Raw genomic sequence first — 26,706 nt, 5'->3', positions numbered from 1 at the left:
GTTCCCGGCCGCTACTTCAGCGCGGCCGTCGCCACCGTCGGGTCGCCGTCGTAGTCCAGCCGCAGGTTCACGAACCGGTTGCTCGCCAGCGCGCCCGCCCCGGTGTAGACGAGCGGGATGAGGGCCAGGTCGTCCAGCGCGATCTTCTCGGCCTGCTGGTAGAGCTTCGTGCGCTGGTCGTCGGACGGGGTGCGCACCGCGCTGGAGATCAGGCCGTCGAACGAGGAGTTCTTCCAGCCCGCCAGGTTGTAGCCGTCGCTCCTGCCGACCAGCGTGCCGCCCAGCAGCGACCACAGGCTCGTGTACGGCGACGGGTAGTCCGGTCCCCACGCGAACAGCGCCAGCCCGGACGCGTCATCGGCGGTGACCGCCTGCCGGAACTTGCTCCAGTCGGACAGCGGCGTCTCCTTCAGCTCCACGGACCAGCCGAGCACCGCCCGCAGCCGCGCCTGGATGACCTGCGCCGCCGCGGTACCGGTGCTCGTCTGCTGCAGGTAGAGCGTGATTCTCGTGCCGGACCCGAGCCCGGCCTGCGCGGCGAACTGCTTCGCCTTCGCCGGGTCCGTCGCGTCGCACGACGGGCACGCGCCGGCCTTCCCGAAACCGGGCAGCGAAGCCGGGACGATCCCGTGCGCGGGCGCGGCCCCGGTGCCGTACAGCCCAGCGATCGCGTTGCGGTCCAGCGCGTACGACACCGCGAGCCGCGCCTCCCGCGACTTCATCGGCCCGCGCGCCGTCACCGGGACGAGCATCCGGGTGTACGGCAGCGTCCTCGTCACCACCGTCCCGCCGGGAGGCGGGCTCGCCGAAGCGGTGCCGGTGCCGCCGGTCAGCGGTGCGAAGTCCGTACTGCCCGACGCGAAGCTCACGCGGCCCTGCGCCGTGTCGTCCAGCGCGCTGACCTGGACGGCGTCGAGCTTGGTCCTGCCGAACGCCCACCGGTCGTTGCGGACCAGCGTGTAGCTCTTGCCCTTGTCGGAACTCTGCAGCTTGAACGGCCCGTTGCCGACGGGGTTCTCGTTGTAGGACGCGTTGTCCCACGCCCCGGCGGACTGCGGCAGCGGCGCGAACGCGGGGTCGCCCAGCCGCTTCGGGAAGTCGCAGTTCGGCGAGGTCAGGCGCACGTCGATCACGCTGCCGGACGCCGACACCCCGGACAGCGCGCCCGCCTGGCCGGTCGAGGCCTCGGCATACCCGGCGATGTCGGACATCAGGACCGGCCCACCGCCGGCCGAGGTCCGCGCCGCGCGCGTCCAGCCGCGCTGGAACGCCGCCGCGTCGACCGGCGAGCCGTCGCTGAAGACCGTCCCCTCCTTGATCCCGATCGTCCAGTTCGAGCACGTGCCGTCGGACTTGATCTCGGTGGCGAGGCGGTTGCGGACGGTGCCGTCCGGCTCGACCTCGGCGAGGCCGGTGAACAGCAGCTTGGCGAGGAACCGCTCGGTGCCGGTGTAGGCGTGCGAGGGGTCGATCTCGCCGCTCGTCGAGCCGAGGCTCGCGGCGGTGATCCGCAGCGTCCCGCCGACCCTCCCGGTGGGCGAGGGGGACGGGCCGGGCCCGCCGTCGCCGTCCGACAGGACGACGACCAGCGTGGCGGCGACGGCGAGCGCGACGGCCGCGCCGCCCCCGGCGCCGGCGAGCACGCCGATCCGCCTGCGCCGCCGCGCGCCGGGCGGTCCGGTCCGGTCCGTCCCGGACGGGGCGCCCTGGCCGCCGCCCGAGGGCCACGTCGGCTGCCCCGCGGAGCCGGCCGGCCCCGCCCACGGCGGGGAGGGCGGCTGCGGCCCCGGCGGCGTCTGCGCGTACGGACTCTGCGGAGGCGGTGTTTGCGCGAACGGGGACGACGGCGGGGGAGGCGTCTGCGCGAGCGGGGACTGCGGGTGCTGCTCGAGCTGCGGGTAGGACGACAGCGGCCGCGGTGCGAGCGGCTGCGGCGGGCTCGACGGCGGCGGCCCCGCGTCCCGCAGCCGCGCCGAATCGGCGGCGGCCGTCTCCGCGCCCTGGCTGAGCATCGCCTCGTCACCGGCGTCGCCGGGCTTGGGCGGGCTGCCCGCGAGCGTCAGCAGCGTCGCCAGCACCCGCTGCGACGCGGGCCGCAGCGCCGGATCCTTGCTCAGGCAGTCCGCCACGACGCCGCGCAGCGGCTCGGGCATCATGCCGAGGTCCGGCGCCATGTTCAGGATGCGGTGCATGACCGCGGGGATGGAGTCCTGCCCGAACGCCGGGCGCCCGGTCGCGGCGAACGCCATCGTCGCGCCCCAGGCGAACACGTCGGCCGCCGGCCCGACCGGCGCCCCCGAGATCTGCTCCGGCGCCATGTAGGCGGGCGTCCCCACGGCGGTGCTGGACAGGGTGCCCGTCGCGTCCAGCGCCCGGGCGATGCCGAAGTCGATCACCCGCGGCCCGTCCGCGGCGAGCAGCACGTTCGCCGGCTTGAAGTCGCGGTGCACGACCCCCGCCTGGTGGATGGCCGCCAGCGCGGTCATCGTGCCGATCGCCAGCCGGTCCAGGTCCGGGCCGCGCCGCGGGCCGCCCTCCGCCAGCGCCGCCGCCAGCGACGGGCCGTCGATGTACTCGCTGACGATGTAGGGCCGGTCGCCCTCGACGTCGGAGTCCAGGATGCGGGCCGTGCAGAACGCCTCGACCCGCTGCGCCACCGCCACCTCGGCCGCGAACCGCGACCGGGCCTTCGGGTCGGTGCTGAAGCGCGCGTGCAGCAGCTTCACCGCGACCCGGTGGCCCGGCTCGTCCTCGGCCAGGTAGACCGCGCCCTGCCCGCCCTCCCCGAGCAGGCCCGTCAGCCGGTAGCCGCCCAGCCTTTCCGGATCGCCCGGGCGGAGCGGGCGGATGTCGGCCATCTGGATCCTTCGGGCGAGGGGGACGGAGGAAGGGGCGACGGAGGGCGTGGGCGCGGACGGCTCGGCGTGTCCGGGGCCGGTCAGGCCCGGACGGCGGTCACTCGCTCACCGTCCCGGACGCCGCGGGGGTCACCGCGTCGCGGGTCTCCCGCCACTCCCACCGCATGGTGCTGCCGCCGGGGCTGACGAACCGGACGTAGCCGGGCGCGCAGTTCTCCCTCTGCTGGCCCGCCATCGGCGTCTCCTGGTACTCGACGTAGGCGCTGCTCTCGTTGCCGGACAGCAGAGCCAGGTTCGTGTAGCAGGTCGGCTGCACGCTGCCGTAGTCGTACTTCGCGGTGCCGTGCGTGTAGACCAGCGCGAACTCCGCCTTGAAGTTCTGGTGGCCGGCCGGGGCGCCCGGCTGGTAGCCGTTGCCCTCCCAGACGCCGACCAGCCCGCCCCGCGTGCTCGACGTCGAGCCGCTGCTCGGCGGCGTGTAGACCGACGCCGTCGGCGGGATCGGGTCCGGGTCCGGGTCGTCGTCGCTGTTGGACGCGATGACGACGAACACCACGAGCCCGATGACCGCCAGCAGCGCGACCACGCCGCAGCCGATCGCGATGGCCGGGCCCGACGAGCTCGACTTCGCGGGCGGCGGGCCGTAGGACGGCGGCGGCTGCATCGGCTGCATCGGGGGCCGCTGCCCGATCGGCATGTTCGGTGGCGGCGGGGGCTGCATGCCGCCCTGGTACATCGGCATCGGCGGCGGCGTGATCGGCTGCGGGGGCGGCGTCGCCGGACCCCCCATGCCGCCCTGCACGCCCGCGCCCTGCATCCCGGCGCCCTGCATGCCACCAGCCTGCATGCCGCCCTGGTGCAGCGGCATCGGCGGCGGGGTGATCGACTGCTGCGGCGGCTGCGGACGCGGGGCCGGCGGCACCCGCGGCGGCGCCGGCATCTGCGCCGCGATCCGGGTGCCCTGGTTGAGCAGGTCCTCCTGCCCGGCGCCGGGGTTGGACGGCGCGGCGCCGACGGCCCCGAGCAGGTTCAGCAGCAGCTGCGGCGCCGGCGGGCGCAGCCCGGCGTCCTTGGACAGGCAGCGCGCGACCAGGTCGCGCACCGGGCCGGGCGGCAGCGCCGACAGGTCCGGGTCCTCGTTGAGGATGCGGTTGATGATGACCGGCAGCGTGTCGGCCTCGAACGGCGACTGCCCGGTGGCCGCGAACACCATGGTCGCGCCCCAGGCGAAGATGTCCACCGCGGGCGTCAGCGGCGCGCCCGTCAGCTGCTCGGGCGCCAGGTAGCCGGGCGTGCCGACCACCATCCCGGTCGCGGTGACGGCGCTCTCCTGCGAGTTGACCGTCCGGGCGATGCCGAAGTCCACCACGCGCGGGCCGTCGGAGGCCAGCATGACGTTGTTGGGCTTGAAGTCGCGGTGCACGATCCCGGCCTCGTGGATCGCCGCGAGGGCCGTCACGGTGCCGATCGCCAGCCGCTCCAGCTCGTCGGCGCCGAGCGGGCCGTTGTGCGCGACCACGTCGTGCAGCGACGGGCCGTCGATGAACTCGCTGACGACGTACGGCTGGTCGCCCTGCACGTCGGCCTCGAGCACCCGCGCGGTGCAGAAGGGCTCCACCCGCTGCGCGGCCGCCACCTCGCGGGTGAAGCGGGCGCGCGCGGCGGGATCGTTCGCCATCTGGGCGTGCAGCAGCTTGATCGCCACGTACTCGCCGCCCGGCGCCCGGCCCAGGAAGACCGCGCCCTGCCCCCCGGCGCCGAGCCGGCCGACGACCTCGAACTGACCCAGTGCCCTGGGATCGCCCGGCTCCAGCGGAGCGGCATCCGGCATCTGATCCTCCAGTGACCCGCAGTGATGTCCCGCGACATGGTGCGTCCGGACCCGTCGCGGGGCCCGGTCGCCCGCACCGGCCCCGCCGGTGCCGGCGAGCCCGGCCCCCGACCTCAGGCGGGCACGATATCGCGTTAGTTCAGACGTTTCACTGAAGCGTCTGGTTCAGCGGCCCACCAGCCGGTTCGAGCCGTCCCGCGCGCCGCTGGCCGGTCGGCGCGCGCAACGCTCCCGGGGCGGGTATGATCCCCGCCGCCGCGGGTACCCCGGCAGGCGCACCGGCCCTTCGGGAGCACGCCGGAACGCCCGCCGGGCATGTGAGGGACGACACATTGCAGGGGTGGGGCACGGGTGATCGGTGTCACCCGTGGGAACGGTCGCGCCTCGTGTGTCACAGCTCACCAAACGTGACAGAATTTCCCGCCCGGATCGGGCACAAGAACGGTCCCCCGAGCGTTAGTTCCGCGCGACGGGGCGCATAAAGCACTGAGGGGGATGGAGATAGAAGATGGCGACCGACTACGACAGCCCACGCAAGACAGACGACGACCTGAGCGAGGACAGCCTCCAGGAGCTCCAGGCCCGGCGCGCCGACAAGGCCGCCAGCATCATCGACGAGGACCTGGACGCCGGTGAGGTCGCCGAGCTGCCCGGCGCCGACCTGTCCAACGAGGAACTGACCTTCCGGGTCGTCCCCCGGCAGGCCGACGAGTTCACCTGCACGCGCTGCTTCCTGGTGCACCACCGCAGCCAGCTGGCCACGGAGAAGAACGGACAGCCGGTCTGCCGCGAGTGCGCCGCCTGACACGTCCGGGGACCGGCCCCACGCGAGAGGCACCACCGGGAGCGGCATGACGGGAGAACTCGAACGACGCAACGACGACGTGGAGCCGGCGCGCGGCGGCGGCTCCACGGAGCTCGGCGAGCTGGTCGGCCGGCTCGCCGGCGACGAGGAGATGGACCGGGAGACCCGCAGGCGGCTGCTCGGCCGGCTCGCCCGGCTGCTCGGGCAGGGCGCCCGCCGGGCCGGCGCGGCGGGGATCGCGCGCGGCCGCTGGCTGGCCGACCTGCTGCTCGAGGCGGCCCCGCACATCCCGATCCGTGATCTGGAGACGCTCAGCCGCCACCACCACGGGCTGGCCGGCGAGGACCTCGCCGACAACCTGGTGAAGGTCGCGGGCAACGCCACCACCGCGGTCGGCGCGGTCGGCGGCGCGCTGGCGGCGGTGGAGTTCGCCGCCCCGCCGCTGCTGCTGACGGCCCCCGCGCAGATCGCCGCCGAGACCCTCGTGGTCGCCGCGATCGAGGTGAAGCTGATCGCCGAGCTGCACGAGGTGTACGGGGTCAGCGTGCAGGGCTCCGGCACCGCCCGCAGCGCGGCGTTCGTCACCTCCTGGGCGCGCCAGCGCGGCGTCAACCCCCTGGAGGGCGGCACGTTCACCAGTGCGCTCGGCTCGGCGGCGAAGGCGACGCTGCGCAAGCGGATGATGCGCACGTTCGGCCGCCACATGACGACGATGGGGCCGCTGCTGACCGGCGCCGCCGCGGGCGCCGCGCTCAACCGGGCCGCGACGAGGTCGCTGGCCGCCAAGGTCCGCCAGGACCTGCGCGGTTCGGCGCCCCAAGAGCTGCAGTCACCGCCCGGCGACCCCGCCTAGCGTCCCGGCCCCTGCCCGCGCCCCCGGCGGCGGCACTCCGTCCCGGCCCTGGAAAGCCTCGTGGCCGGTCCCGGACGTCCAGGACCGGCCACGCCGCTCGTCTGCTCCGAATCAGGCCCGCGGGCTCAGACGTCGACCTTCAGGTGGGACGGGAGCTCGCCGGTGCCCTTGGCCCACTGGTGCACCGCGGCCCGGGTCGCCACCAGCCGGGCGATCTCCACGCCGACGCCCACCACCACGGCCCAGCCGATCGCCTCCGACAGCGCCACGTCCGGCGACTCGGGGTTGGTCGGCGGCTCCTTGCCGGTGGTCTTCTTCCAGGCGAGCGTGATCGCCTTCTTCGCGACGAAGCCGCCCGCGAAGGCGGCGGCGCCGGCCATCACGCGAAAGCCGATGTCGCCCTTGTCCGCCATGATCGTCCTCCAGTCGTCCTGTCGCCTCCGACGCTACCGGAACGCCCCGCTCCGGGCGGGAAAGGCCGCCGCGTCGGCGCGGGCAAGTGGCATGCGGGCACGGCGGATGTCAATAGCATTGGCCTTATGACAGAGCAGCCGCGTACGCCGAGCGTTCCCTCCAAGCCCTCCCTGGACGGCCTGGAGGACACGTGGGTACGCGTCTGGGAGGACACGGGCGTCTACCGCTTCGACCGCACCCGGCCCCGCGGCGAGGTCTACTCGATCGACACCCCGCCGCCCACCGTGAGCGGCTCCCTCCACGTCGGCCACGTCTTCTCCTACACCCACACCGACACCGTCGCCCGGTTCCACCGCATGCGCGGTCGCGCCGTCTTCTACCCGATGGGCTGGGACGATAACGGCCTGCCGACCGAGCGGCGCGTGCAGAACCACTTCGGCGTGCGGTGCGAGCCGTCGCTGCCCTACGACCCGGACTTCGAGCCCCCCGCCAAGCCCGACCCGAAAAAGCAGGTACCGGTGTCGCGGCGGAACTTCATCGAGCTGTGCGAGCGGCTCACCGAGGTCGACGAGAAGGCGTTCGAGGAGATGTGGCGCCGCGTCGGCCTGTCGGTCGACTGGAACCACCTGTACTCCACCATCGGCGAGGCGTCCCGGACGGCGTCGCAGCGCGCGTTCCTGCGGAACCTGGCGCGCGGCGAGGCTTACGTGTCGGAGGCGCCGACGCTGTGGGACGTGACGTTCCGGACGGCCGTCGCGCAGGCCGAGTTGGAGGACCGCGAGCAGCCGGGGGCGTTCCACCGGATCCGGTTCCACGGGGACGAGCGCCCCGTCTACATCGAGACGACGCGGCCGGAGCTGCTGCCGGCGTGCGTGGCGCTGGTCGCGCACCCCGACGACGAGCGGTACCGGGAGCTGTTCGGCACGACGGTCCGCACGCCGCTGTTCGGCGTCGAGGTGCCGGTCCTCGCGCACCGGCTCGCCGAGCCCGACAAGGGCTCCGGCATCGCGATGATCTGCACGTTCGGCGACGTCACGGACGTCACCTGGTGGCGGGAGCTGAACCTGCCGACCCGGGCGGTGATCGGCTGGGACGGCCGGCTGTCGGCCGAGCCGCCGGCGGGCGTCGCGGCGGAGCCGTACGCGGAGCTGGCCGGCAAGACGGTGTTCTCCGCCAAGGAGCGCGTCGTGGAGATGCTGCGCGCGTCCGGCGACCTGGACGGCGAGCCCCGCAGGATCAGCCGTCCGGTGAAGTTCTACGAGAAGGGCAGCAAGCCTCTCGAGATCGTCACGACGCGGCAGTGGTACATCCGCAACGGCGGGCGCGACGCCGCGACCCGCGCCGAGCTGCTCGCACGCGGCGCGGAGCTGAACTGGCACCCGGCCTACATGCGGGCCCGCTACGAGAACTGGGTGGAGGGCCTGAACGGCGACTGGCTGATCTCCCGGCAGCGGTTCTTCGGCGTGCCGATCCCGGTCTGGTACCCGCTGGACGCGTCCGGCGAGCCGCGCTACGACGCGCCGATCGTCCCGGCGGAGGACGCGCTGCCCGTCGACCCGTCCTCGGACGTCCCGCCGGGCTTCGCCGAGGAGCAGCGCGGCAAGCCGGACGGGTTCATCGGGGACCCGGACGTCATGGACACCTGGGCGACGTCGTCGCTGACGCCGCAGATCGCGGGCGGCTGGGAGCGCGACGCCGACCTGTTCTCCCGGGTGTTCCCCTACGACCTGCGGCCGCAGGCGCACGACATCATCCGGACGTGGCTGTTCTCGACGGTCGTCCGGTCGCATCTGGAGCACGGGGCGCTGCCGTGGACGGACACGGCGCTGTCGGGCTGGATCCTCGACCCGGACCGCAAGAAGATGTCGAAGTCCAAGGGGAACGTCGTCACCCCGATCGACCTGCTGCGCGAGTACGGCTCGGACGCCGTCCGGTACTGGGCGGCGAGCGGCCGGCCGGGCACCGACACCGCGTTCGACACCGGCCAGATCAAGGTCGGCCGGCGGCTCGCCATCAAGATCCTCAACGCGTCGAAGTTCGTGCTGGGGCTCGGCGAGGTGGCGCGGGACGCGGCGGTGACCGAGCCGCTGGACCGGGCGATGCTGGCGTCGCTGTCCGGTGTCGTCGAGGACGCGACTCAGGCGTTCGAGGGCTACGACTACGCGCGGGCGCTGGAGCGCACGGAGCGGTTCTTCTGGGAGTTCTGCGACGACTACCTGGAGCTGGTGAAGGCCCGCGCGTACGGGGAGGGGCCGCAGGCGCAGTCGGCGCGGGCGGCGCTGCGGGCGGCGCTGTCGGTGCTGCTGCGGCTGTTCGCGCCGGTGCTGCCGTTCGTGACCGAGGAGGTCTGGTCGTGGTGGCGGAAGGGGTCGGTGCACGCCGCGCAGTGGCCGCTGCCTGCCGAGCTGCCCGCGGGCGGCGACCCGGCGGTGCTCGCGGCGACGGGTGAGGCGCTGCGGCAGGTCCGCAAGGCCAAGTCGGAGGCGAAGGCGTCGATGCGCGCGGACGTGGCGCGGGCCGTGGTGCGCGGCGCGGAGGCCGGGCGGGTCTCCCGTCCCGACCTCGCCGCCGCCGGCCGGATCGCGGAGCTGACGCTGGAGAGCGCGCCAGCCGACCTGACGGTGGACGTGACGCTGGCGCCCGCCGGCTGAGCCCCGCCGCACCTCCGTCAGCCCGGCGGCACCTCCGTCAGCCCAGAGGGGGGTCAGAACGCGCAGGGCAGGTGCTTGATCCCGTTGATGAAGCTGGAGAACAGCCGGTCGGGCTCACCGGTCGCGCGGATCCGCGGGACGCGGGTGAACAGCTCCCGGTACATCACCGTGATCTCGCGGCGGGCGAGGTTCGCGCCGAGGCAGAAGTGCGGCCCGGGGCCGCCGAACCCGACGTGCGGGTTCGGCGAGCGGGTGATGTCGAACGCGTCCGGGTCCTTGAAGACGGTCTCGTCCCGGTTGGCGGAGTTGTAGAAGAGCAGGACCTTGTCGCCCGCCTTGTACTGGTGGCCGTTCATCTCGTGGTCGCGGGTCAGCGTCCGGCGGAACTGGATGACCGGCGTCGCCAGCCGGACGATCTCCTCGACGGCGCCGGGGATGCGGGCGTCGAAGTCCTCCAGCAGCAGGGCGCGCTGCTCGGGGTTGTCGGTGAGCAGCTTCAGCCCGTGCGACATCGCGTTGCGGGTCGTCTCGTTGCCGGCGACCACGAGCAGGATGAAGAACGAGCCGATCTCCTGGTCGGTCAGCGACTCGCCGTCCACGTTCGCCGAGACCAGCGCCGACACCAGGTCGTCGCCGGGATCCCTGCGGCGCCGCCGGGCGAGCTTCATCGCCAGGTGGTTGAGCTCGTAGCCGGCCGCCAGCACCTTGAGCAGCCCGTACAGGGCGCCCATGCGGGTGATGCCGTCGCGGGTGTAGTCCTTGCCGCCGGTGTACTCGGGGTCGCCGAGGCCGAGGATCAGGTTCGTCCGCTCGTACACCATCGGGCGGAGGTGCTCCGGGATGCCCATCATGTCGCAGATGACCTGGAGCGGGAGCCGCGCCGCGACGTCGGTGACGAAGTCGGCCGGGCCGTTGGCGATCAGGTCGTCGACGATCCGGGTCGCGCTGCGCTGGAGGTCGTCCTCCATCTTCTCCAGGACGCGCGGGGTGAACGCCCGCGACACGATCCGGCGGATCTTGGCGTGCCGCGGGTCGTCCATGTTGATCATCGAGCCGAAGTAGCGGGCCAGGAACCGGGGCAGGTCGGCGATGCTGTTGGAGCACGGCTCGCTGCTGAAGATCTGCGGCGACCGGCTCGCCTCGACCACGTCGGCGTGCCTGGCCAGCGCGTAGAACCCGGCGCCGCTCTTGACGAACGGCAGCTTCAGCTCCCGGAAGAACGCCGGATGGTCCAGCTCGCGCAGCCGGGCGAAGGCGGCCAGCCGCCGCTCCTGGGGCAGGGCCCAGAACTCCAGCGTGGACAGGTCGCCGTCGATCTCGTTCCGTGCCGCGGTCGTCACGCCCGCTCACCGCCCTGCGCGTCGCGTCCAGAATCAGGTTCGGTTTCCATCGAACCGGCGTCCAGCGGGGCCGTCAAGGCGAAGCCCGCGATTCGGACCCCCGGCCGGTCAGCCGGCCGGCGCCACGATCCGCCGGTGCAGCACCGCGCGCTCCACCGCCGTCCACGTGCCGGACGCCAGCAGGTACAGCCCGGCGGCCAGCGGCACGAACGCGGCGAAGACCACCGTCCCGAACGGCGCCACCCGGGCCAGCACGCCCGCCGCACCGGCGGGGGCCGTCCGCGCCGCCCGCCGCGACGACCACACCGCCAGCGCCATGAGCAGCGCGAACAGGCCGAGGAACACCAGCGACGGCGGCGCGAGGAGCCCGCCGCCGACCAGCCCGATCCAGTTCTGCCCCAGCGGCGCCCCCAGCAACGTGTGCGCGAGCAAGAGGTTCTGGTGCCCCGCCACCGTCGCCGACCGGAACAGCCGGTACATCACCATGAACGCCGGCCACTGCGCGAACATCGGCAGGCACCCCGTCAGCGGCGTCGTGCCCTCCGCCTCGTACAGCGCGGCCGTCTCGCGCTTGAGCCGCTCCGGGTTGCGTGCATGCTTCCTCTGCAGGGCCTGGACCCGGGGCAGCAGGCGCGCCCGGGCCCGCTCGCCGCGGGCGGCCGAGACGGCGAGCGGCAGCATCGCCAGCCGGACCAGGAGCGTGAACAGGATGATCGCGGTGGCCGCCGCCACCGGGCCGGCGACCGGGCCGATGCCGTCGGCCAGGCCCTTGACCAGGGCGTATGCGAGCGAAACGGGAACGTCGAACAGGGACATGGACAGCCTTCCGGGTAGCAGGAGATCGAGGGCGTGCCGACCGCGCTCAGGCGGCCGCGATCTCCGCTCCCGGTGCCCTGGGACGGGGGCGCCCCGCCGCGTCCGGGTCGCGCTGCGGGAGGAAGGCGGTCCGCAGCGTCCGGTCCCGCAAGGTCGTCCGCACCCGTGCCGGTGCGGACCGATGGCCCGCCCCCGCCGCGCGCACGCGCACCACGGCCAGGACCACCAGGCCCGCCACGGTGGCCGTCGCCAGCGCCAGCAGGACGGGCTGGCCCGGCGCCGTCCCGGCCCACTCGGTCACGGCGAGCACCCGCAGCAGCGCGGCGACCACCAGCGACCAGAACACCGAACGGACCTTCCTGACGACACGGACGATCCACAGTGTCCCACCGATTCCCGCCGGTACGCCATCGGCGGCCGGGTTCCGGCCCGGAACCGGATAGGGTCGCGCGCGGAAGCCGGACGCGAGGGCGCCGCACAAGCGGCCCGCCGCCTCCGCACCCGGTATTGTCGTGTGGCTTCTCGGCGGGACCGCCGGAACGCTCCCGAACGCGAGGTGGACCCTGTTGGCCAAGGTCGATGTGCTGATCAAGCGGCTGGACCCCGACCTGCCCCTGCCGCAGTACGCGCACGCGGGCGACGCCGGCGCCGATCTGGTCGCCGCCGAGGACGTCGAGCTGCCGCCCGGGGAGCGCGCCGTCGTGCCCACCGGCATGGCGATCGCGCTGCCCGACGGCTACGCCGCTTTCATTCACCCCAGGTCCGGTTTGGGCGCTAGGTTGGGGGTGACCATAGTCAACGCACCCGGTACGGTCGACGCCGGCTATCGGGGTGAGATCAGGGTGACCCTGCTGAACACCGACCGCCGCGCCACCGTGCGGCTGCGGCGCGGCGACCGCATCGCGCAGATGGTCGTGCAGCGGGTGGAGCAGGCTGTGTTCCACGAGGTCGCCGACCTTCCCGGATCGGCCCGCGGAACCGGCGGATTCGGCTCCACGGGCGGCTTCGGCGGGCCGGAGGCTCCCGGCCATGGGTGACACTGGTAACGAGCACAGTCGAGAAGGAGCGTGAGTCGTGGCTTTTGGACGTCGCCGGCAGGCCGAGGAGCCCGAGAAGGGTCCCGAGGCGACCGAGGAACCGGCGGAGGCCGTTGACGAGGCCGCCGAGGAGGCTCCCGCCAATGCCGCCAAGGCCGAGGGCGGGCCCTGGGACTCCGAGGACTCCTTCCCCGAGCTGCAGCGCCTGGACTTCGGCTCGATGCAGGTCCCGATCGCGCCCGGGCTCGGCTTCCAGGTGAACTTCGAGGCGACCCAGGTGGACGAGGAGGGCAACCCCCTCGACGGCCGGCCCGTCGCGGTGCTCGTCCAGTACGAGGAGAGCGCCATGCAGCTCCAGGTGTTCGCCGCGCCCAAGCGCAGCGGCATCTGGGACGACGTGCGCCGCGAGACCGCCAAGGACATCGAGGAGGAGGCGCAGGGGCAGACCCAGGAGGGCGAGGGGCCGTTCGGTCCCGAGCTGCTGGCGATGATCCCCGCAGCGCTGACCGAGGAGGTCCTCGCGGAGATGCCGCAGGAGGTCCGCGAGCAGATCCCGCAGGAGTTCGTCGACCAGGGCTGGGCGCCGCAGATCATCCGCTTCCTCGGTGTCGACGGCCCGCGCTGGTTCCTGCAGGCCGTGGTGCAGGGCGCCGCGATCGAGGACGAGGAGCAGTGGCAGGTCCTCGAGGACGTGCTGCGCGGCGTCGTCGTCGTGCGCGGCGACGCGCCGATGCCGCCCCGCGACCTGCTCGAGCTGCGGATCCCCAAGGAGTTCAGCGAGGCCGGGGAGAACGGCGAGGAGCAGGGCGGCGAGGAGACCTTCAACCCGTTCGAGCGCGGTCCCGAGATCACCGAGGTCCGCTGACCCGGCCCTACGCCGACACCGCCCGCCGGGCCGTGCGCCGCTTTTCGGTCGCACGGCCGGCGGGTTTCTGCGTTCCCGGGTGCGCCGGGTGCCTTGCGTCCGGCGCCCGCCGGGTGGTCAATCGGGGCATGTCGAAGAGAACGCGGAAGCGCAGAGCCCGCAAGCGGAGCAAGCACAACAAGGGCAAGCGGCCCAACGCCCGGCACTGAGCCAGCGCCGCGGCGGCGCCGAAGCTCCTCCTAAGATCGCCGCCATGACTTCGGTGCCGGAACCCGCCCGTTCCGCCGGCCTCCTCGACGCCGGGACCGTGCCCGCCGCGCCGGATGGACCGCCCGCGCTGGACGGGCCGCCCGAGGCGGCGCTCGCGCTGGCGCGCCTGCACCTGCGCGGGCACGTCCGGTCCTGGCCGGACTGGCGGTCCGCGGGGCTGCCCGCGGCGGTCCGCGTCGCGTGGCTGAGCGCCGAGATCGCCGCGGGCCGCACGGACGTCCGCGCCGAACCGCCGGGCGAGCCGCTCTACCAGGCGGTCCGCGCCCTTCGCGCGACCGACGCCGACGACCCCGGGGCGCTCGTCCGCGCCCTCGCGGAAGGCCACGACGCCGTGCTGCGCGCCGAGGCCGTCCGGGTCGCGCGGGAGGCGCTGGACGCGGCGCTGCTGCCGCCCCGCGCCGTCCGGGAGACCATGGCGGGACTCGCCGGCGACGTCCCCGCCGCGCTGCGCGAACTGGCCGAACCGTGGGCGGCGCTGGACCCGCTGCCGCACGAGCGGGTGCGGCGCCTCCTCGGCGCCGGGCGGGACGGCGCCGCGATCGAGGTCGCCGCCCGGCACGGGCACCGGGACCTGCTGCTCGACGTCGCCGCCGACCCGTCCCGGGCCCCGGCGGTGCGGCGGCGGGCGCTCGAACTGCTCGGCGACCTCGCGGGCCGCGACGACATCGGCGGCCTGCTCGGCGCCGCCGCCGAGGACCCGCCGCTGCTCGCCGGGCCCGCCGCCGCGTGCCTGCGCGGCCTGCACCGGCGCGGCCACTTCCCCGCCGCGCGCCACGTCCCCGCGATCGTCGGGCTCGCGCTCGCGGACCAGAGCACGCCCGCCGGCGAGATCGCGGTGGTCCTGTACTCGTGCCGGCACGAGGCGCTGCGGGAGCTGGCCCGCCCCGGGCCGGACGCCGCCTCGTGGCCCCGCCGCCTCGACCTGCTCGTCGCGCTCGACGCGCAGGGCGCCCCCGGTCTCGGCGTGGCCGGCGAGGTCGCCCGCCTCGCGCGCGAGGCCGCCGACCCCCGGCCCTTCCTGCGCGCGCTGCGCGACCTGCGCGATCCGGCGGCGGAGGAGACCGTGCTCGCGCTGCTGCCGGACGCGCCCCGCGAGGCGCTCGACGCGCTCGAAGCCGTCGGCGGCCCCCGGACGGCCGCCGCCCTGTGGACCGGGCTCGGCCTGGACGCGGACGATCCGGAGGCGAGCGGCGTCGCCCCGCACCTGGCCCCGTTCCGGCGCCGGGCGCTGGGACTGCTCTGGCACCTCGACCGCGATCCGCAGCGGCGCCGGACCCTGCTCGACCGGCTCGACCCCCGCGACCCGCCGCGCCGCGTCGCCGACGACCTCGGCGGCCCCGACCCGCGCGAGCTGGCGGTCCTGCGCGCGGCCCCCGACCCCCGCGACCCCGCCGAAGCGCTCGCCCGGCTCGCCCGCAACGGCGACGCCACCACCCTGCCCGCCGCCGCCGACCTGCTGCTGCGCGTCGTGTCCGGCCTGGCCGAGGCGTGGACGCCCGGCGGCCCTGGACCCGAACCGGCCGTGCCGGACGAGGTCCTGGACGCCGTCCGCGACCTCGGCGCGCGGCTCCACCGGCGCGGCGCGATCCGGCCGCGCTGCCTGCTGGACGCCGAAGACCCGGACGCGGCCGGGAACGCCGTGCTCGCGAGCACGGTCCTCGATCTCCTCGACCGGCCCGGGCTCGTCCCGGCCGAGCAGGCGCTCCTGCTCACCGTGCTGCGCGGCGCCCCGTACCGGCGGACCAGGGCGCGCGTCCACCGGCTGCTCCGGCACCGCGACGGGCACGTCCGGGGCCGCGCGACCGCGCTGTTCACCACGGACGCGGAGGGCGCCCGGGTGCTGTCGGCGAGCCTGGTCCCGCTCGTCTCGGCGGACGACCCGGCGACCGTCCGGCAGGCGCTGCTCGCCCTGGCCGAGGCCCGGGCGACCTGGGCGGCACCGGCGATCGCGGCGTGCCTCGACCATCGCGAGATGAGCGTCAAGAAGGCCGCGGCGGCGGCTCTCGCGGCGGCGGGCGCGCCCGCGGCGGTCCCCAAGGCGCTGTTCTGGCTGGGCCATCACGACAACCCCGGCCTGCGCGAGGACCTCGTCAAGGCGCTGCGCACCGTTCTCGGGGACGCGTCCGGCGCCGTCGTCCTCGCTGCGGCGGACCAGGCGGACGATGACCGCACCCGCGCCCTCCTGCGCGCCGCGCTGCCCGCGCTCGCCCCCGGCGCCCCGCCGCGCCGCCCCGGACGGGACGCCGGGACGGCCGGCGAGCGGCGGACGCCGGAGGAGCAGGCCGCCGACGCTGTCCGCGAGCTGGCCGAGCACGGCTGGGACGTCGAGACCGCGCGCCGCCTCCTCGATGCGCAAGCGCACGGCACGGCGGCGGCTCTCGCGTCGCTGCGTCCGCTGCTGCCCCGATGGCTCGACCTCGCCGCATCGGACCCGCGCGCGCTGCACCTCGCCGCAGCCGTCTGCGGCCCGCCGCGCACGCCGACGGAACTGGAGTTGTTCGCGCGATCCGCCGCGCTCCTCGTCGAGGCGCTGGTCGCGGGCGCGGAGCGCCACGGCGGCCCGCTCCTCGAACTGGCGAAGGAGGCGGTGCCCCGGCTCGGCGCGGGGGAGAGGTTCCAGATCGCCGAGCGGGTGCGGGCGCTGCCGCCGAGCACCGTGTCGATCACCCTGCTGGGCCTGTGCGGCGCGGTCGTCACGCGCGGCGATCTCGAGCGCGCGCTCGCCGCCGCGCGCCGCGCCCCCGATCCGGCGGCGGACGAGGAGGCCGTCCTGCGGGAGGCGTTCGCGCAGGACGCGGCGGACCCCGCGACCGCGATACACGAGGCGATCAGGGGCGCGGTCCGCGAGCCGGAGGAACTGCGGCGGCTCCGCGACGAGCTGCGCGGCCCGTCCCGGAAGACACTCGACGCGCTGATCCGGGCCTACCTCGACGCCCCCGACGAAGCGCGGCCCCTCCTGCTCGACTGGATGGAGGCGCTGCAGCCGCTCGGCGCCCCGCCGTGGACGCTGGCGGAGCGCCGCGAGGAGCCCGAGGCGAGGACGCGGCGCACCGGAGACCTCGACCAGCCGCCGTCCGTGGCGCAGCGGCGCCGCCTGATGGCCATGCTGGACGCCGGCCCGGCCGGCCGGCGGGCGAAGGCCGCCCGGGTGCTGCTCGACCGGCCCGAACCCGAGGGACGGCTCGCCGTCCTGCGCGCCTTCCTCGACGGCCGCGACGGGCTGACCGCCACCCGGGAGCTGGCGCGCGTCCTGCTGGAGGCGCCCGAGGTGCCGGACGGCGACCGGTTCGTCCAGCTGGCGGGCCATCTCTACGGTGCCGACCTCGACCGGTTCGTCCCCGCGCTCGTGTCGCGCTGGGAGGGCGGGGACGACGCCGCCGGCCGGGTGCTGCGGCAGGCGTCCGCCGACGCCGTCGCCGCGCGGATCGCCGAGCGGCTGGCGGACGGCGCGTGGGGCCTGCTCGACCTCGTCGCCGGCAGCCGGCTGGCCCGGACCGCGCCGCTGGAGCGGGCACGGCGGCGCCTGCGCGACGCGGGCCGCGACGACCTCGCGGACCGGCTCGTCCTGGTGGACGGCCCGCTCCGGCCGCCCGGCGCCGCCGCACGCGACGCGGCCGCCCTCGCGGCGATGCGCGAGCACGCGCCGCCCGCCGCGACGGAGCCCTCGACGGAGCTGCTGTTCCGGCAGGCGCGGGAGGGCGGGGCGAAGGAGGCGCGGCGCGCGCTCGCGCTCCTCGCCGACCGCCGCGCGGACGGCCTGGAGGACCTGCTCGCCGAGCTGATCGGCCACCGCGACACGAAGGTGCGGCTGCACGCGCACCGGGTGGCGCGCCGCGTGCTGAGCCGCGCCGCGTACCTGGACCAGACCGTGCGGCTGCTCGGCGACCTCGAGCCCGACGTCGTCCGCTCGGCGATCAAGACGCTGAGCCACGCCGGCTGGACGCCCGCGATCCCGGGCCTGGTCGGCCTGCTCGCCCACCCGCGCCCGCAGGTCCGGCGGGCCGCGTCCGAGGGGCTCGTCCGGTTCGGCGCGGCGGCCGTCCCGGCGCTGCGGCACGCCGCGGGGCGCGCCCGGCCCGACCACCGGTCCCGGTACACCGGCCCGCTGGCCGAGATCAACGCTTCGGAGGCGTGATCGACCCCGGGCATCGAGGGCCCGCCCCTGGACGATCGGCGCGGGCACCGTCCCGAGGTGGGGTTTTGCCTACCCCGATCGGCGTGCTGGACCCATCCTCCGCCGCCTCCGCCGTCCGTAGCTTCGTCTCCGGAGGCGCTCCACGAGGGGGCGCCGGGCGGAGAGGTGAAGGCGATGTTCGGACACAAGGCGCGCCCGGCGGGGACGGCCCCGTCCGCCGGCGAGGCGCTCCGGCTCGAGGACGTCCGGAAGGTGTACGGCGCGCGGGACAACCGGGTGGTGGCGCTCGACGGCGTGTCGCTGTCGCTGCCCGCCGGGTCGTTCACCGCGGTGATGGGCCCGTCCGGGTCGGGCAAGAGCACGCTGCTGCAGTGCGCGGCGGGCCTCGACCGGCCGAGCGCCGGGCGGGTCCTGGTGGACGGCGCCGAGCTGTCCGGCGACGGTGAGGCGGCGCTGACGCGGTTCCGCCGGGAGCGGATCGGGTTCGTGTTCCAGCAGTTCAACCTGCTGCCGACGCTGACCGTCATGCAGAACGTGACGCTGCCGCTCAAGCTCGCGGGCCGCCGCGCCGACAAGGCCCGGGCCCGGGACGTCCTCGCCCGGGTCGGGCTCGGCGACCGGCTCGGGCACCTGCCGGCGGAGCTGTCGGGCGGGCAGCAGCAGCGCGTCGCGATCGCGCGGGCGCTGGTGACCGAGCCGCGGATCCTGTTCGGCGACGAGCCGACCGGCGCGCTCGACAGCCGCAGCGCGCGCGACGTCCTCGGGTTGCTGCAGGAGGCCGTCCGCGTGTACGGGCGGACGGTGGTGATGGTGACGCACGACCCGGTCGCCGCCGCGCACGCCGACGCGGTGCTGTTCCTGGCGGACGGGAAGATCGTCGGCTACCAGACCGCGCCGACCGCCGAGGCCGTCGCCGCGCGGATGACGCACCTGGCCGACGAGGTCGAGCGGCAGCGGGCCGCGGGCCGCACGCAGGCGGGGGTGTGAGATGGTCGCGCTGGCACTGCGGTCCCTGCGCAAGCGCGCGGGCGCGTTCACGGCGAGCTTCCTGTCGATGTTCCTCGGTTCGGCGATCATCATGGCGTTCGCGTCGATGTTCGACACGGCCGAGGCGAGCGGGGCGACCGGGCAGGCCCGGTCCACGCTGGTCACGATGGCGATGGTGGTCGGCGGCTGGGGGCTGCTGCTGGTGGTCTTCGCGGTCACCTCCACGCTCACCCTGTCGGTCCGGCAGCGCGCGGCGGAGATGGCGCTGCTGAAGAGCGTCGGCGCGACGCCGGCGCAGCTCACCCGGATGATCGCCGGCGAGGCGGCGGCCCTCGCCGTGCTCGCGGCGGCGCTCGGCGCCGTCCCCGGCACGCTCGGCGGGCGGGGGCTGCTCGCGCTGCTGCACGGCACCCACCAGGTCCCCGGCGAGGTGTCCTACGCGTTCGGGACGTTCGCGCTCGGCACCGGCCTCGGCGTGACGTTCGCGTCCGCGACGGTCGCCGCGCTGATCACCGCGCGCCGCGCCGCCCGCGTCCGGGTCACCGAGTCGCTGATGGCGGCGGCCGCGGAGCCGGGCCGGCTCGGACGCAGGCGCGCGATCTTCGCCGGGGTGTTCCTGTTCCTCGCGGTGGACGAGGCGGTCGTGACGATGACCATGATGCGCGGCAAGGGCACCGACGTCATGGCGACGTCCGGGCAGGCCGACATCTTCGCCGCGATCGGGCTGGCGCTGCTCGCCCCGGTGATCGTCCGGCGGGCGACGGCGCTGCTGGCCGGGCCGGTGCGCGCGTTCGGCGTCGCCGGCGACCTCGCGGTGACGAACCTGCGCCGCCGGACGGGCGCGATGGCGTCCGCGGTGACCCCGGTCATCCTGTTCACCGGCATCGCCGTCGGGACGCTGTTCCTGCAGGCCACCGAGAACGCGGTGACGGCCCGGTCGGGCGTCGCCGCGACCGCCGACCAGAAGGGGGTCGAGACGCTGAATCTCGTGGTCATCGGGATGGTGGTGCTGTTCGCCGCGATCATGCTGGTGAACACGCTGGTCGCGGCGACCGTGCACCGGCGCCGCGAGTTCGGCCAGGCCCGGCTGGCGGGCGCGACCCCGGCCCAGGTGCTCGGCACGGTGGCGCTGGAGTCGGCGGTGCTGACGGTGGTCGGCGCGGCCTGCGGGACGGTCGCCTCGCTCTTCACGGTCATCCCGTTCGCCGTGGCCCGCAAGGGCTCGGCCGCCCCGGACGGAAGCGTCTGGCTCTACGCCGGGGTGGTCGCCCTGGCCGCCGCCCTGACCGCGGGCACGGCCCTGGCCGCCGCCCGCCGGACCTTGCGCACCCCCGCGGTGGCCGCCGTCACCACCTGACCGGGCCCCATCCCCGTGGGGGGGGGGGGGGGGGGGGGGGGGGCCGCGCGCGCCCCCCCCCCCCCCCGCCCCCCCCCCCGCGGCCCCCCCCGCCGCACGCGGGGGCCCGATTCGCACCGTGATGCCATACGCTTTCACTTATGGACGAGGTTTCGCCCCGCACTTCCCCGGAGCCCGACCCGGCTCCGCCGGAACGGGGCAAGGGCGGCCTGCGGCGCTTCCTGCGGCGCATGGCGTCGAGCAAGGCCGAACTCGAAGCCGAGGAGCTGCAGAAGACGAGCGGCGACGAGGGCGCCACCCCCATCACCGCATGTTCGGCGCGCAAGCGGCACTGCGTGGCGGGTACGCTGCGTACGGTGACCCTCCGGCCCCGGGGCGGCGCTCCCGCGCTGGAGGCCGAGCTCTACGACGGCACCGACGTGATCAACCTGGTCTGGCTCGGCCGGCGGCGGATCGCCGGCATCGACCCGGGCCGCCGGCTGCGCGCCGAGGGCCTGGTCAGCGTGCAGGACGGGCGCAAGGTCATGTTCAACCCGCGGTACGAACTGCGCGGCGGTTCCTGATCCCGCCCGCCGCGGCGCCGGGGGAGCGTCCCCGCGGCGATACGGCCTGGAGTGCGATGTGAGCGAACGGGAAGCGACAGAGACGGCGGCCTCCACAGGCGCCACCGCGGCGGCGCCCGGGGACACCGCGCCCGGAGGCCCGGCGCCCGCGCGCGTCGGCACCGGTGACGCCCACGACACCGTCGAGGCGGCCGTCCGCGCCCAGCTCAGCAAGGCGCTCGGCGGCGTCCGCGGCATGATCGAGGCCGCCGTCCCCACCCTCGGCTTCACCGCGACCTACGTGGCATCCAAGGACATCAAGCTGTCCGTCGGCGTCGGGATCGGCGCGGCGGTGGTGCTGCTCGTGCTCCGGATCGCGCAGCGCACCAGCGTCCAGTTCGTGCTGAACAGCCTCGTCGGCATCGCGATCGCGGCGTTCTTCGCGCTGCGCTCCGGCAAGGCCGAGGACGCGTTCCTGCCCGGCATCATGCTGAACGCCGGCTACGCCGCCGCGATGATCTTCTCGATCGCGGTGCGCTGGCCGCTCGTCGGCTTCATCATCGGCTCCGTCACCGGCGACCCGACCGCCTGGCGGTCCGACCCCGGCATCGTGAAGCTCTGCTCCCGGCTGACCTGGCTGCTGGTGCTGCCGTGCGCGCTGCGGGTCGCCGTCCAGTACCCGATCTACCTCGCGTCCGGCGACCAGAGCGGGCTGCTCGGCCCCGCCAAGATCGTGATGGGCTGGCCGCTGCAGGTCGCCGCGCTCGCCACCATGGTGTGGCTGCTCGCCCGCGGCCGCACCCCGCTGCCCGCCGACGGCGACGGCGGACCCGGCCGCGCCTGACCCCGCCTGAACGCGGGTGCGGGGGCCTGCCGCCCGGCCCGCCCCCGCATGCCCGCGCCCTACCGGCCGCCGAGCAGCTCCGCCAGCTCGTCCTCCACGTCCTGGCTCGCGACGAACAGCAGCTCGTCGCCCGGCTCCAGGGTGTCGTCCGGCGTCGGCACCAGCACCCGGCCCTCCCGCAGGATCGCCACCAGTGCCGTGTCGCGCGGCCAGCTCACCGACCCGACCCGCTCGCCGCCGAGCGGCGCGTTGTCCGGCAGCGTCAGCTCCACCAGGTTCGCCTCGCCCTGCCGGAACGTCATCAACCGGACCAGGTCGCCGACGCTGACGGCCTCCTCCACCAGCGCCGACAGCAGCCGCGGCGTGGACACCGCGACGTCCACCCCCCACGACTCGTTGAACAGCCACTCGTTGTTCGGGTGGTTGATCCGCGCCACCACCCGCGGCACCCCGTACTCGGTCTTGGCGAGCAGCGACACCACCAGGTTGACCTTGTCGTCGCCGGACGAGGCGACCACCACCTGGCAGCGCTCCAGCGCCGCGTCGTCCAGCGCGGAGATCTCGCACGCGTCGGCGAGCAGCCACTCCGCGCGCGGCACCATCTCCACCTTGATGGCCTTCGGGCTCTTGTCGATCAGGAGCACCTCGTGGCCGTTCTCCAGCAGCTCCTGGGCGATGGAGCGGCCCACCGCGCCGGCCCCGGCGATCGCGACCCGCATCAGGCGCCCTCCTCGTTCCGCGCCGCGACGGCGGCGTTGATCCGCTCGACCTCGTCGGCGCGCGCGATGATGTGCACGATGTCGCCGTCCTGGATCACCGTGTTGCGCTCCGGGACGAGCGCCTCGCCCATCCGGGACAGGAACGCCACCCGGCAGTCCGCGTGCTCCTCCAGCGCGCCGACCTTCTCGCCGACCCACAGGTGCCCGGAGTCCAGCTCCGCGAGCAGCACCGCGCCGGTCGGGTCGCGCCACAGCGGCTCCGCGCCCTCGGGCAGCAGCCGGCGCAGGATCTGGTCGGCCGTCCAGCGGACCGTCGCCACCGTGGGGATGCCGAGCCGCTGGTACACCTCGGCGCGGCGGGGGTCGTAGATCCGGGCCACCACGTTGTCGACGCCGAACGTCTCGCGGGCCACCCGCGCCGAGATGATGTTGGAGTTGTCGCCGCTGCTGACGGCCACGAACGCGTCCGCGCTCTCGATGCCCGCCTCGACGATCACATCGCGGTCGAACCCGAACCCGGTGATGCGCCGGCCCTTGAAGCCGCTGCGCAGCCGGCGGAACGCCTCCGGGCTCTGGTCGATGATGGCCACGGTATGGCCCTTGTCCTCGAGGATGTGGGCGAGCGTCGACCCGACCCGCCCGCAGCCCATGATCACGATATGCACGGCCGTTCCTTCTTCCGTCCAGGGGGACGTCCCCCCTGTACCCCCCGCGCCGTGCACGGCATCCGCCGCCGGTCCGCCGACGCCGTGCTGCACCCGAGGATCGCTTCTCTGAATGATCCCTGCCGGGCTGCAAAACTACACATCCGCCCAGGCGAGCACTACCCGGCCGCCCGGACGAGGGGCCGCGAAGGGCCACCTGGCGGACGGGCTAGGCTCTCCTTCCGTGTCAAAGGTTCCGGACCTTGCGAAGCGGCTCATCCTGGGCCGCGCCCTCAGCAGCGCCCAGCAGCACGAACAGCTGCTGAAGAAGAGGGTCGCATTGCCGATCTTCGCCAGCGACGCCCTGTCCTCCGTGGCGTACGCCCCCCAGGAGATCCTGCTCGCGCTCGCAGCCGCGGGTCTCGTGACCTACCACTACACCCCCTGGGTCGCCGCCGCCGTGGTGGTGATCCTGCTGACCGTCGTCGCGTCGTACCGGCAGAACGTCCGCGCCTACCAGAGCGGCGGCGGCGACTTCGAGGTCGCCACCACCAACCTCGGCGGGAACTGGGGCGTGGTCGTCGCCAGCGCCCTGCTCGTCGACTACGTCATGACCGTCGCGGTCTCGGTGTCGTCCGGGGTGGAGAACCTCGGCGCCCTGCTGAAGTTCATGCAGCCGCACGAGGTGGCCGTCGCCATCGGCATCGTCGTGCTGCTCACCATCGGGAACCTGCGCGGCCTCAAGGAGGCCGGGGTCGCCTTCGCGATCCCGACCTACCTGTTCATGTTCTCCATCGTCGTCATGCTGCTGTGGGGCCTCGGCCGGCTGGTGCTCGGCACGCACCTGGACGCGGAGACCGCGCACTACCAGATCCATGGGGACGAGACCGGCGTCGCCGGGTTCGCGCTGGTGTTCCTGCTGCTCAGAGCCTTCTCGTCCGGCTGTGCCGCGCTGACCGGCGTCGAGGCGATCAGCAACGGCGTGCCCGCGTTCCGCAAGCCCAAGGGCGAGAACGCCGCCAAGACGCTGCTGGCGCTCGGGATCGTCGCGATGACGATGTTCGGCGGGGTGACCGCGTTCGCCTACATCACGCACGCCAAGTTCGCCTCCCCGGACCAGGGCAGCCACCTGATCAACCCGGCGACCGGCAAGGAGGTCACCGACGCCGACCCGGTGATCGCGCAGGTCGCGCACACCGTGTTCAGCAACTTCGAGGTCGGGTTCGGGCTGGTCACCACCATGACCGCGCTGATCCTGTTCCTCGCCGCCAACACCGCCTTCAACGGGTTCCCGGTGCTGGCGTCGGTGCTCGCGCAGAACCGCTACCTGCCCCGCCAGCTGCACACCCGCGGCGACCGGCTCGCGTTCAGCAACGGCATCATCATCCTCGCCACCATGGCCGGCCTGCTGATCTACGCCTACGACGCGTCCGTCAGCCGGCTGATCCCGCTGTACACCGTCGGCGTGTTCGTCTCGTTCACCGTCAGCCAGGTCGGCATGGTCCGGCACTGGAACCGGCTGCTCGCCACCGAGACCGACCCGGCGCAGCGGCGCCGGATGGGCACCTCCCGCACCATCAACGCGTTCGGCGCCACCCTCACCGGCATCGTCCTCGTCGTCGTGCTGCTCACCAAGTTCCTGCTCGGCGCCTACATCGTCTGCATCGCGATGCCGCTGCTGTTCCTGCTGATGCGGGCGATCCGCCGGCACTACGACCGGGTCGCCGAGGAGCTGGTGCCCTCCGGCGAGGACGTGGCGCTGCCCGCCCGCAACCACGCCATCGTCCTGGTCTCCAAGATCCACAAGCCGACGCTGCGGGCGCTGGCGTACGCCCGCGCGACCCGCCCGTCCTCACTGGAGGCCGTCACGGTCGCGGTGGACGCCGAGGAGTCCGCCCGGCTCCAGCAGGAGTGGGACGCCCTGGACATGCCGGTCCCGCTGAAGATCCTCGACTCCCCGTACCGGGAGATCACCCGGCCCGTTCTCGCCTACGTCAAGAGCGTCCGGCGGCGCAGCCCCCGCGACGTCGTCACCGTGTTCATCCCCGAGTACGTCGTCGGCCACTGGTGGGAGCAGCTGCTGCACAACCAGAGCGCGCTGCGGCTGAAGGGCCGGCTGCTGTTCCAGCCCGGCGTCATGGTCACCAGCGTCGCCTGGCAGCTGCACTCCTCCGACCGGCTGAAGGGCCGGCTGGAGCCGCCGGGACCGGGCGCGTCCCGGCGGCCGCCGCGGGTCGAAGCGCGGCCGTCCGGCGGTAGTGTTTCGGACCGTGAGTAATACCGACGGAGTCGGCCCGGGGGGCGGGTCCCCCTCGCGAGGCACCGGCTCGGAACCGGGCGTCCCCGAGATGCTCGAACTGGAGATCGGCAACGTCGCCAACGGGGGGTTCTGCGTGGCCCGGCACGAGGGCCGCGTCGTGTTCGTGCGGCACGCCCTGCCCGGCGAGCGGGTGCGGGCCCGGGTCACCGACCGCACCAAGAACTTCCTGCGCGCCGACGCCGTGGAGATCATCGAAGCGTCCCCGGACCGGGTCGAGCCGCCCTGCCCGTTCGCCGGCCCCGGCCGCTGCGGCGGCTGCGACTGGCAGCACGCCTCGCTGCCCGCGCAGCGCGCCCTCAAGGCCGCCGTCGTCGAGGAGCAGCTGAGCCGGCTCGCCGGGATCACCCGCACGGTCGTCGTCGAGGAGGTCCCCTACCCCGTCGACGGCGACGTGGTGCCGCCGCCGGGCCTCGGCTGGCGCACCCGCGTCCAGTTCTCCGTCGACGGCGGCGCGGTCGGGCTGCGCCGGCACCGCTCGCACGACATCGAGCCGGTCGACGAGTGCCTGATCGCGCACCCGGGCGTCGAGCTCATGGGCATCGAGCGCAAGCGCTGGCCCGGCGCGTCCGGCGTCGAGGGCATCGTGTCCGCCGCCACCGGCGACCGGCTCGTGGTGCTGCGCGGCCGCGACCGCCGCAAGATCCGCGTGCCCCGGCTGGACGTGCCCGTCCGGCTGGTGCGCGGCAAGCCGGAGCCGGGCGCGAACCTCCCGTACGTCCGCGAGAGCGTCTCCGGGCGGATGTTCCAGGTCAGCGGCAGCGGGTTCTGGCAGGTCCACCCGGGCGCCGCGCAGCTGCTCGCCGACGCCGTGCTGGACGCGCTCGAGCCGAAGCCGGGCGACATCGCCCTCGACCTGTACTGCGGCGTCGGCCTGTTCGCCGGCGTCCTCGCCGACCGGATCGGCCCGGACGGCCTCGTCGTCGGCGTCGAGTCCGACGGGCAGGCCGTCCGGGACGCCCGCTTCAACCTGCGGGACCTGAAGAACGTCTCGATCGAGCGCGGCGCCGTCGAGGAGGTCGTCGCCGAGCTGGAGTTCGGCCGGGCGTCCGGCGGCGGCGCCTCCGGCGGCGGGAAGGCGCAGAACAAGCGCGGGAGCGGCCACCATCAGGGCGCGTCCCGGGTCCGCCGCGCGGACGTCGTCGTCCTCGACCCGCCCCGCACCGGCGCGGGCCGCGACGTCGTCGAGCACGTCACCCGGCTCGCCGGCCGCAAGATCGCCTACGTGTCCTGCGACCCCGCGACGCTGGCCCGCGACCTCGGCTACTTCGGCGAGCGCGGCTGGACGCTGGAGACCCTGCGCGCCTTCGACGCGTTCCCGATGACCCAGCACGTGGAGTGCCTCGCGACGCTGGTCAGGGGCTGACCGGACGCCGCGCCGGGGGCGGGCGGCGGCCCGAAAACCGGTTGCGGGCGCTGGT

At 74.7% G+C, this 26,706-nt stretch carries 20 protein-coding genes; 12 read left to right on the top strand and 8 right to left on the bottom strand.

What is annotated here, in order from left to right:
- Positions 1 to 11: 11 nt before the first annotated feature.
- On the bottom strand, positions 12 to 2,858 hold the full coding sequence (locus tag F8568_RS49380; protein WP_151592418.1) for an ABC transporter substrate-binding protein: 2,847 nt from the start codon (positions 2,856 to 2,858) through the stop codon (positions 12 to 14).
- Between the two features lie 97 nt (positions 2,859 to 2,955).
- Positions 2,956 to 4,689 (bottom strand): serine/threonine-protein kinase, encoded by a 1,734-nt coding sequence (locus F8568_RS06450; RefSeq protein WP_151592416.1) that lies wholly within the window; start codon positions 4,687 to 4,689, stop codon positions 2,956 to 2,958.
- 508 nt (positions 4,690 to 5,197) lie between these two features.
- Here F8568_RS06450 and F8568_RS06445 point away from each other — a divergent pair.
- The gene (locus tag F8568_RS06445; protein ID WP_117404125.1) at positions 5,198 to 5,494 is read left to right on the top strand and encodes a DUF4193 domain-containing protein; all 297 of its coding nucleotides are present in this window, start codon (positions 5,198 to 5,200) and stop codon (positions 5,492 to 5,494) included.
- Positions 5,495 to 5,540: 46 nt separating this feature from the next.
- Entirely contained in the window at positions 5,541 to 6,347 is an 807-nt protein-coding gene (locus F8568_RS06440) for a hypothetical protein (protein WP_202124569.1), read from the top strand.
- Positions 6,348 to 6,472: 125 nt separating this feature from the next.
- On the opposite strand, the gene F8568_RS06435 is transcribed toward F8568_RS06440, so the two are convergent.
- Complete coding sequence (locus F8568_RS06435) at positions 6,473 to 6,760, bottom strand: DUF4235 domain-containing protein (RefSeq protein ID WP_151592414.1); 288 nt, start codon at positions 6,758 to 6,760, stop codon at positions 6,473 to 6,475.
- A gap of 126 nt (positions 6,761 to 6,886) precedes the next feature.
- On the opposite strand from F8568_RS06435, the gene valS reads away from it, so the two are divergent.
- Complete coding sequence (gene valS, locus F8568_RS06430) at positions 6,887 to 9,412, top strand: valine--tRNA ligase (protein WP_151592411.1); 2,526 nt, start codon at positions 6,887 to 6,889, stop codon at positions 9,410 to 9,412.
- A gap of 53 nt (positions 9,413 to 9,465) precedes the next feature.
- Here valS and F8568_RS06425 read toward each other — a convergent pair whose 3' ends face one another.
- The 3 genes from F8568_RS06425 to F8568_RS06415 form a co-directional block, all read right to left on the bottom strand.
- A complete protein-coding gene (locus F8568_RS06425) occupies positions 9,466 to 10,752 on the bottom strand; it encodes a cytochrome P450 (RefSeq protein ID WP_151592409.1) in 1,287 nt (428 codons plus the stop codon).
- A gap of 108 nt (positions 10,753 to 10,860) precedes the next feature.
- Positions 10,861 to 11,568, bottom strand: a complete 708-nt coding sequence (locus F8568_RS06420) for a YidC/Oxa1 family membrane protein insertase (RefSeq protein ID WP_151592407.1) — start codon at positions 11,566 to 11,568, stop codon at positions 10,861 to 10,863.
- A 46-nt stretch (positions 11,569 to 11,614) separates the two neighbouring features.
- A complete protein-coding gene (locus tag F8568_RS06415) occupies positions 11,615 to 11,914 on the bottom strand; it encodes a DUF6412 domain-containing protein (protein ID WP_202124644.1) in 300 nt (99 codons plus the stop codon).
- A 217-nt stretch (positions 11,915 to 12,131) separates the two neighbouring features.
- Between F8568_RS06415 and dut the strand changes: the two genes are divergently transcribed.
- The 7 genes from dut (at position 12,132) to F8568_RS06380 (ending at position 21,605) form a co-directional block, all read left to right on the top strand.
- A complete protein-coding gene (gene dut / locus F8568_RS06410; RefSeq protein WP_151592771.1) occupies positions 12,132 to 12,605 on the top strand; it encodes a dUTP diphosphatase in 474 nt (157 codons plus the stop codon).
- Positions 12,606 to 12,642: 37 nt separating this feature from the next.
- Positions 12,643 to 13,470, top strand: coding sequence for a DUF3710 domain-containing protein (locus F8568_RS06405; RefSeq protein ID WP_151592405.1), 828 nt, complete (start codon positions 12,643 to 12,645; stop codon positions 13,468 to 13,470).
- 253 nt (positions 13,471 to 13,723) lie between these two features.
- Positions 13,724 to 17,875, top strand: a complete 4,152-nt coding sequence (locus F8568_RS06400; protein WP_151592403.1) for a HEAT repeat domain-containing protein — start codon at positions 13,724 to 13,726, stop codon at positions 17,873 to 17,875.
- 174 nt (positions 17,876 to 18,049) lie between these two features.
- Positions 18,050 to 18,862 (top strand): ABC transporter ATP-binding protein, encoded by an 813-nt coding sequence (locus tag F8568_RS06395; RefSeq protein ID WP_151592401.1) that lies wholly within the window; start codon positions 18,050 to 18,052, stop codon positions 18,860 to 18,862.
- 1 nt (position 18,863) lies between these two features.
- Positions 18,864 to 20,219 (top strand): FtsX-like permease family protein, encoded by a 1,356-nt coding sequence (locus F8568_RS06390; RefSeq protein WP_151592399.1) that lies wholly within the window; start codon positions 18,864 to 18,866, stop codon positions 20,217 to 20,219.
- A 140-nt stretch (positions 20,220 to 20,359) separates the two neighbouring features.
- Positions 20,360 to 20,782: an OB-fold nucleic acid binding domain-containing protein gene (locus F8568_RS06385; protein WP_151592397.1), complete on the top strand. Its 423-nt coding sequence runs from the start codon at positions 20,360 to 20,362 to the stop codon at positions 20,780 to 20,782.
- A 58-nt stretch (positions 20,783 to 20,840) separates the two neighbouring features.
- Positions 20,841 to 21,605, top strand: coding sequence for a DUF3159 domain-containing protein (locus F8568_RS06380; protein WP_328600751.1), 765 nt, complete (start codon positions 20,841 to 20,843; stop codon positions 21,603 to 21,605).
- Positions 21,606 to 21,664: 59 nt separating this feature from the next.
- On the opposite strand, the gene F8568_RS06375 is transcribed toward F8568_RS06380, so the two are convergent.
- Both F8568_RS06375 and F8568_RS06370 read right to left on the bottom strand, forming a co-directional pair.
- Complete coding sequence (locus tag F8568_RS06375) at positions 21,665 to 22,324, bottom strand: potassium channel family protein (RefSeq protein ID WP_151592395.1); 660 nt, start codon at positions 22,322 to 22,324, stop codon at positions 21,665 to 21,667.
- Positions 22,324 to 22,989: a potassium channel family protein gene (locus F8568_RS06370; RefSeq protein ID WP_151592393.1), complete on the bottom strand. Its 666-nt coding sequence runs from the start codon at positions 22,987 to 22,989 to the stop codon at positions 22,324 to 22,326. Before F8568_RS06370 ends, F8568_RS06375 begins: the two co-directional genes overlap by 1 nt.
- 223 nt (positions 22,990 to 23,212) lie before the next feature.
- Here F8568_RS06370 and F8568_RS06365 point away from each other — a divergent pair, with 223 nt between their 5' ends.
- Both F8568_RS06365 and F8568_RS06360 read left to right on the top strand, forming a co-directional pair.
- Positions 23,213 to 25,246, top strand: a complete 2,034-nt coding sequence (locus F8568_RS06365) for an APC family permease (protein ID WP_151592391.1) — start codon at positions 23,213 to 23,215, stop codon at positions 25,244 to 25,246.
- A 70-nt stretch (positions 25,247 to 25,316) separates the two neighbouring features.
- On the top strand, positions 25,317 to 26,651 hold the full coding sequence (locus tag F8568_RS06360; RefSeq protein WP_151592389.1) for a class I SAM-dependent RNA methyltransferase: 1,335 nt from the start codon (positions 25,317 to 25,319) through the stop codon (positions 26,649 to 26,651).
- Positions 26,652 to 26,706 lie beyond the last annotated feature (55 nt).

The organism is Actinomadura physcomitrii (genome assembly GCF_008923205.2).
Taxonomy (GTDB): Bacteria; Actinomycetota; Actinomycetes; order Streptosporangiales; family Streptosporangiaceae; genus Spirillospora; species Spirillospora physcomitrii.
This window is presented reverse-complemented; position numbering and strand designations above follow the sequence as displayed.

Bases quoted from the DNA above. Each gene is read 5' to 3' on its own strand.
- F8568_RS49380 (WP_151592418.1), bottom strand. From the start codon at position 2,858: ATGGCCGACATCCGCCCGCTCCGCCCGGGCGATCCGGAAAGGCTGGGC.
- F8568_RS06450 (WP_151592416.1), bottom strand. From the start codon at position 4,689: ATGCCGGATGCCGCTCCGCTGGAGCCGGGCGATCCCAGGGCACTGGGT.
- F8568_RS06445 (WP_117404125.1), top strand. From the start codon at position 5,198: ATGGCGACCGACTACGACAGCCCACGCAAGACAGACGACGACCTGAGC.
- F8568_RS06440 (WP_202124569.1), top strand. From the start codon at position 5,541: ATGACGGGAGAACTCGAACGACGCAACGACGACGTGGAGCCGGCGCGC.
- F8568_RS06435 (WP_151592414.1), bottom strand. From the start codon at position 6,760: ATGGCGGACAAGGGCGACATCGGCTTTCGCGTGATGGCCGGCGCCGCC.
- valS (WP_151592411.1), top strand. From the start codon at position 6,887: ATGACAGAGCAGCCGCGTACGCCGAGCGTTCCCTCCAAGCCCTCCCTG.
- F8568_RS06420 (WP_151592407.1), bottom strand. From the start codon at position 11,568: ATGTCCCTGTTCGACGTTCCCGTTTCGCTCGCATACGCCCTGGTCAAG.
- F8568_RS06400 (WP_151592403.1), top strand. From the start codon at position 13,724: ATGACTTCGGTGCCGGAACCCGCCCGTTCCGCCGGCCTCCTCGACGCC.
- F8568_RS06395 (WP_151592401.1), top strand. From the start codon at position 18,050: ATGTTCGGACACAAGGCGCGCCCGGCGGGGACGGCCCCGTCCGCCGGC.
- F8568_RS06390 (WP_151592399.1), top strand. From the start codon at position 18,864: ATGGTCGCGCTGGCACTGCGGTCCCTGCGCAAGCGCGCGGGCGCGTTC.
- F8568_RS06385 (WP_151592397.1), top strand. From the start codon at position 20,360: ATGGACGAGGTTTCGCCCCGCACTTCCCCGGAGCCCGACCCGGCTCCG.
- F8568_RS06375 (WP_151592395.1), bottom strand. From the start codon at position 22,324: ATGCGGGTCGCGATCGCCGGGGCCGGCGCGGTGGGCCGCTCCATCGCC.
- F8568_RS06360 (WP_151592389.1), top strand. From the start codon at position 25,317: ATGCTCGAACTGGAGATCGGCAACGTCGCCAACGGGGGGTTCTGCGTG.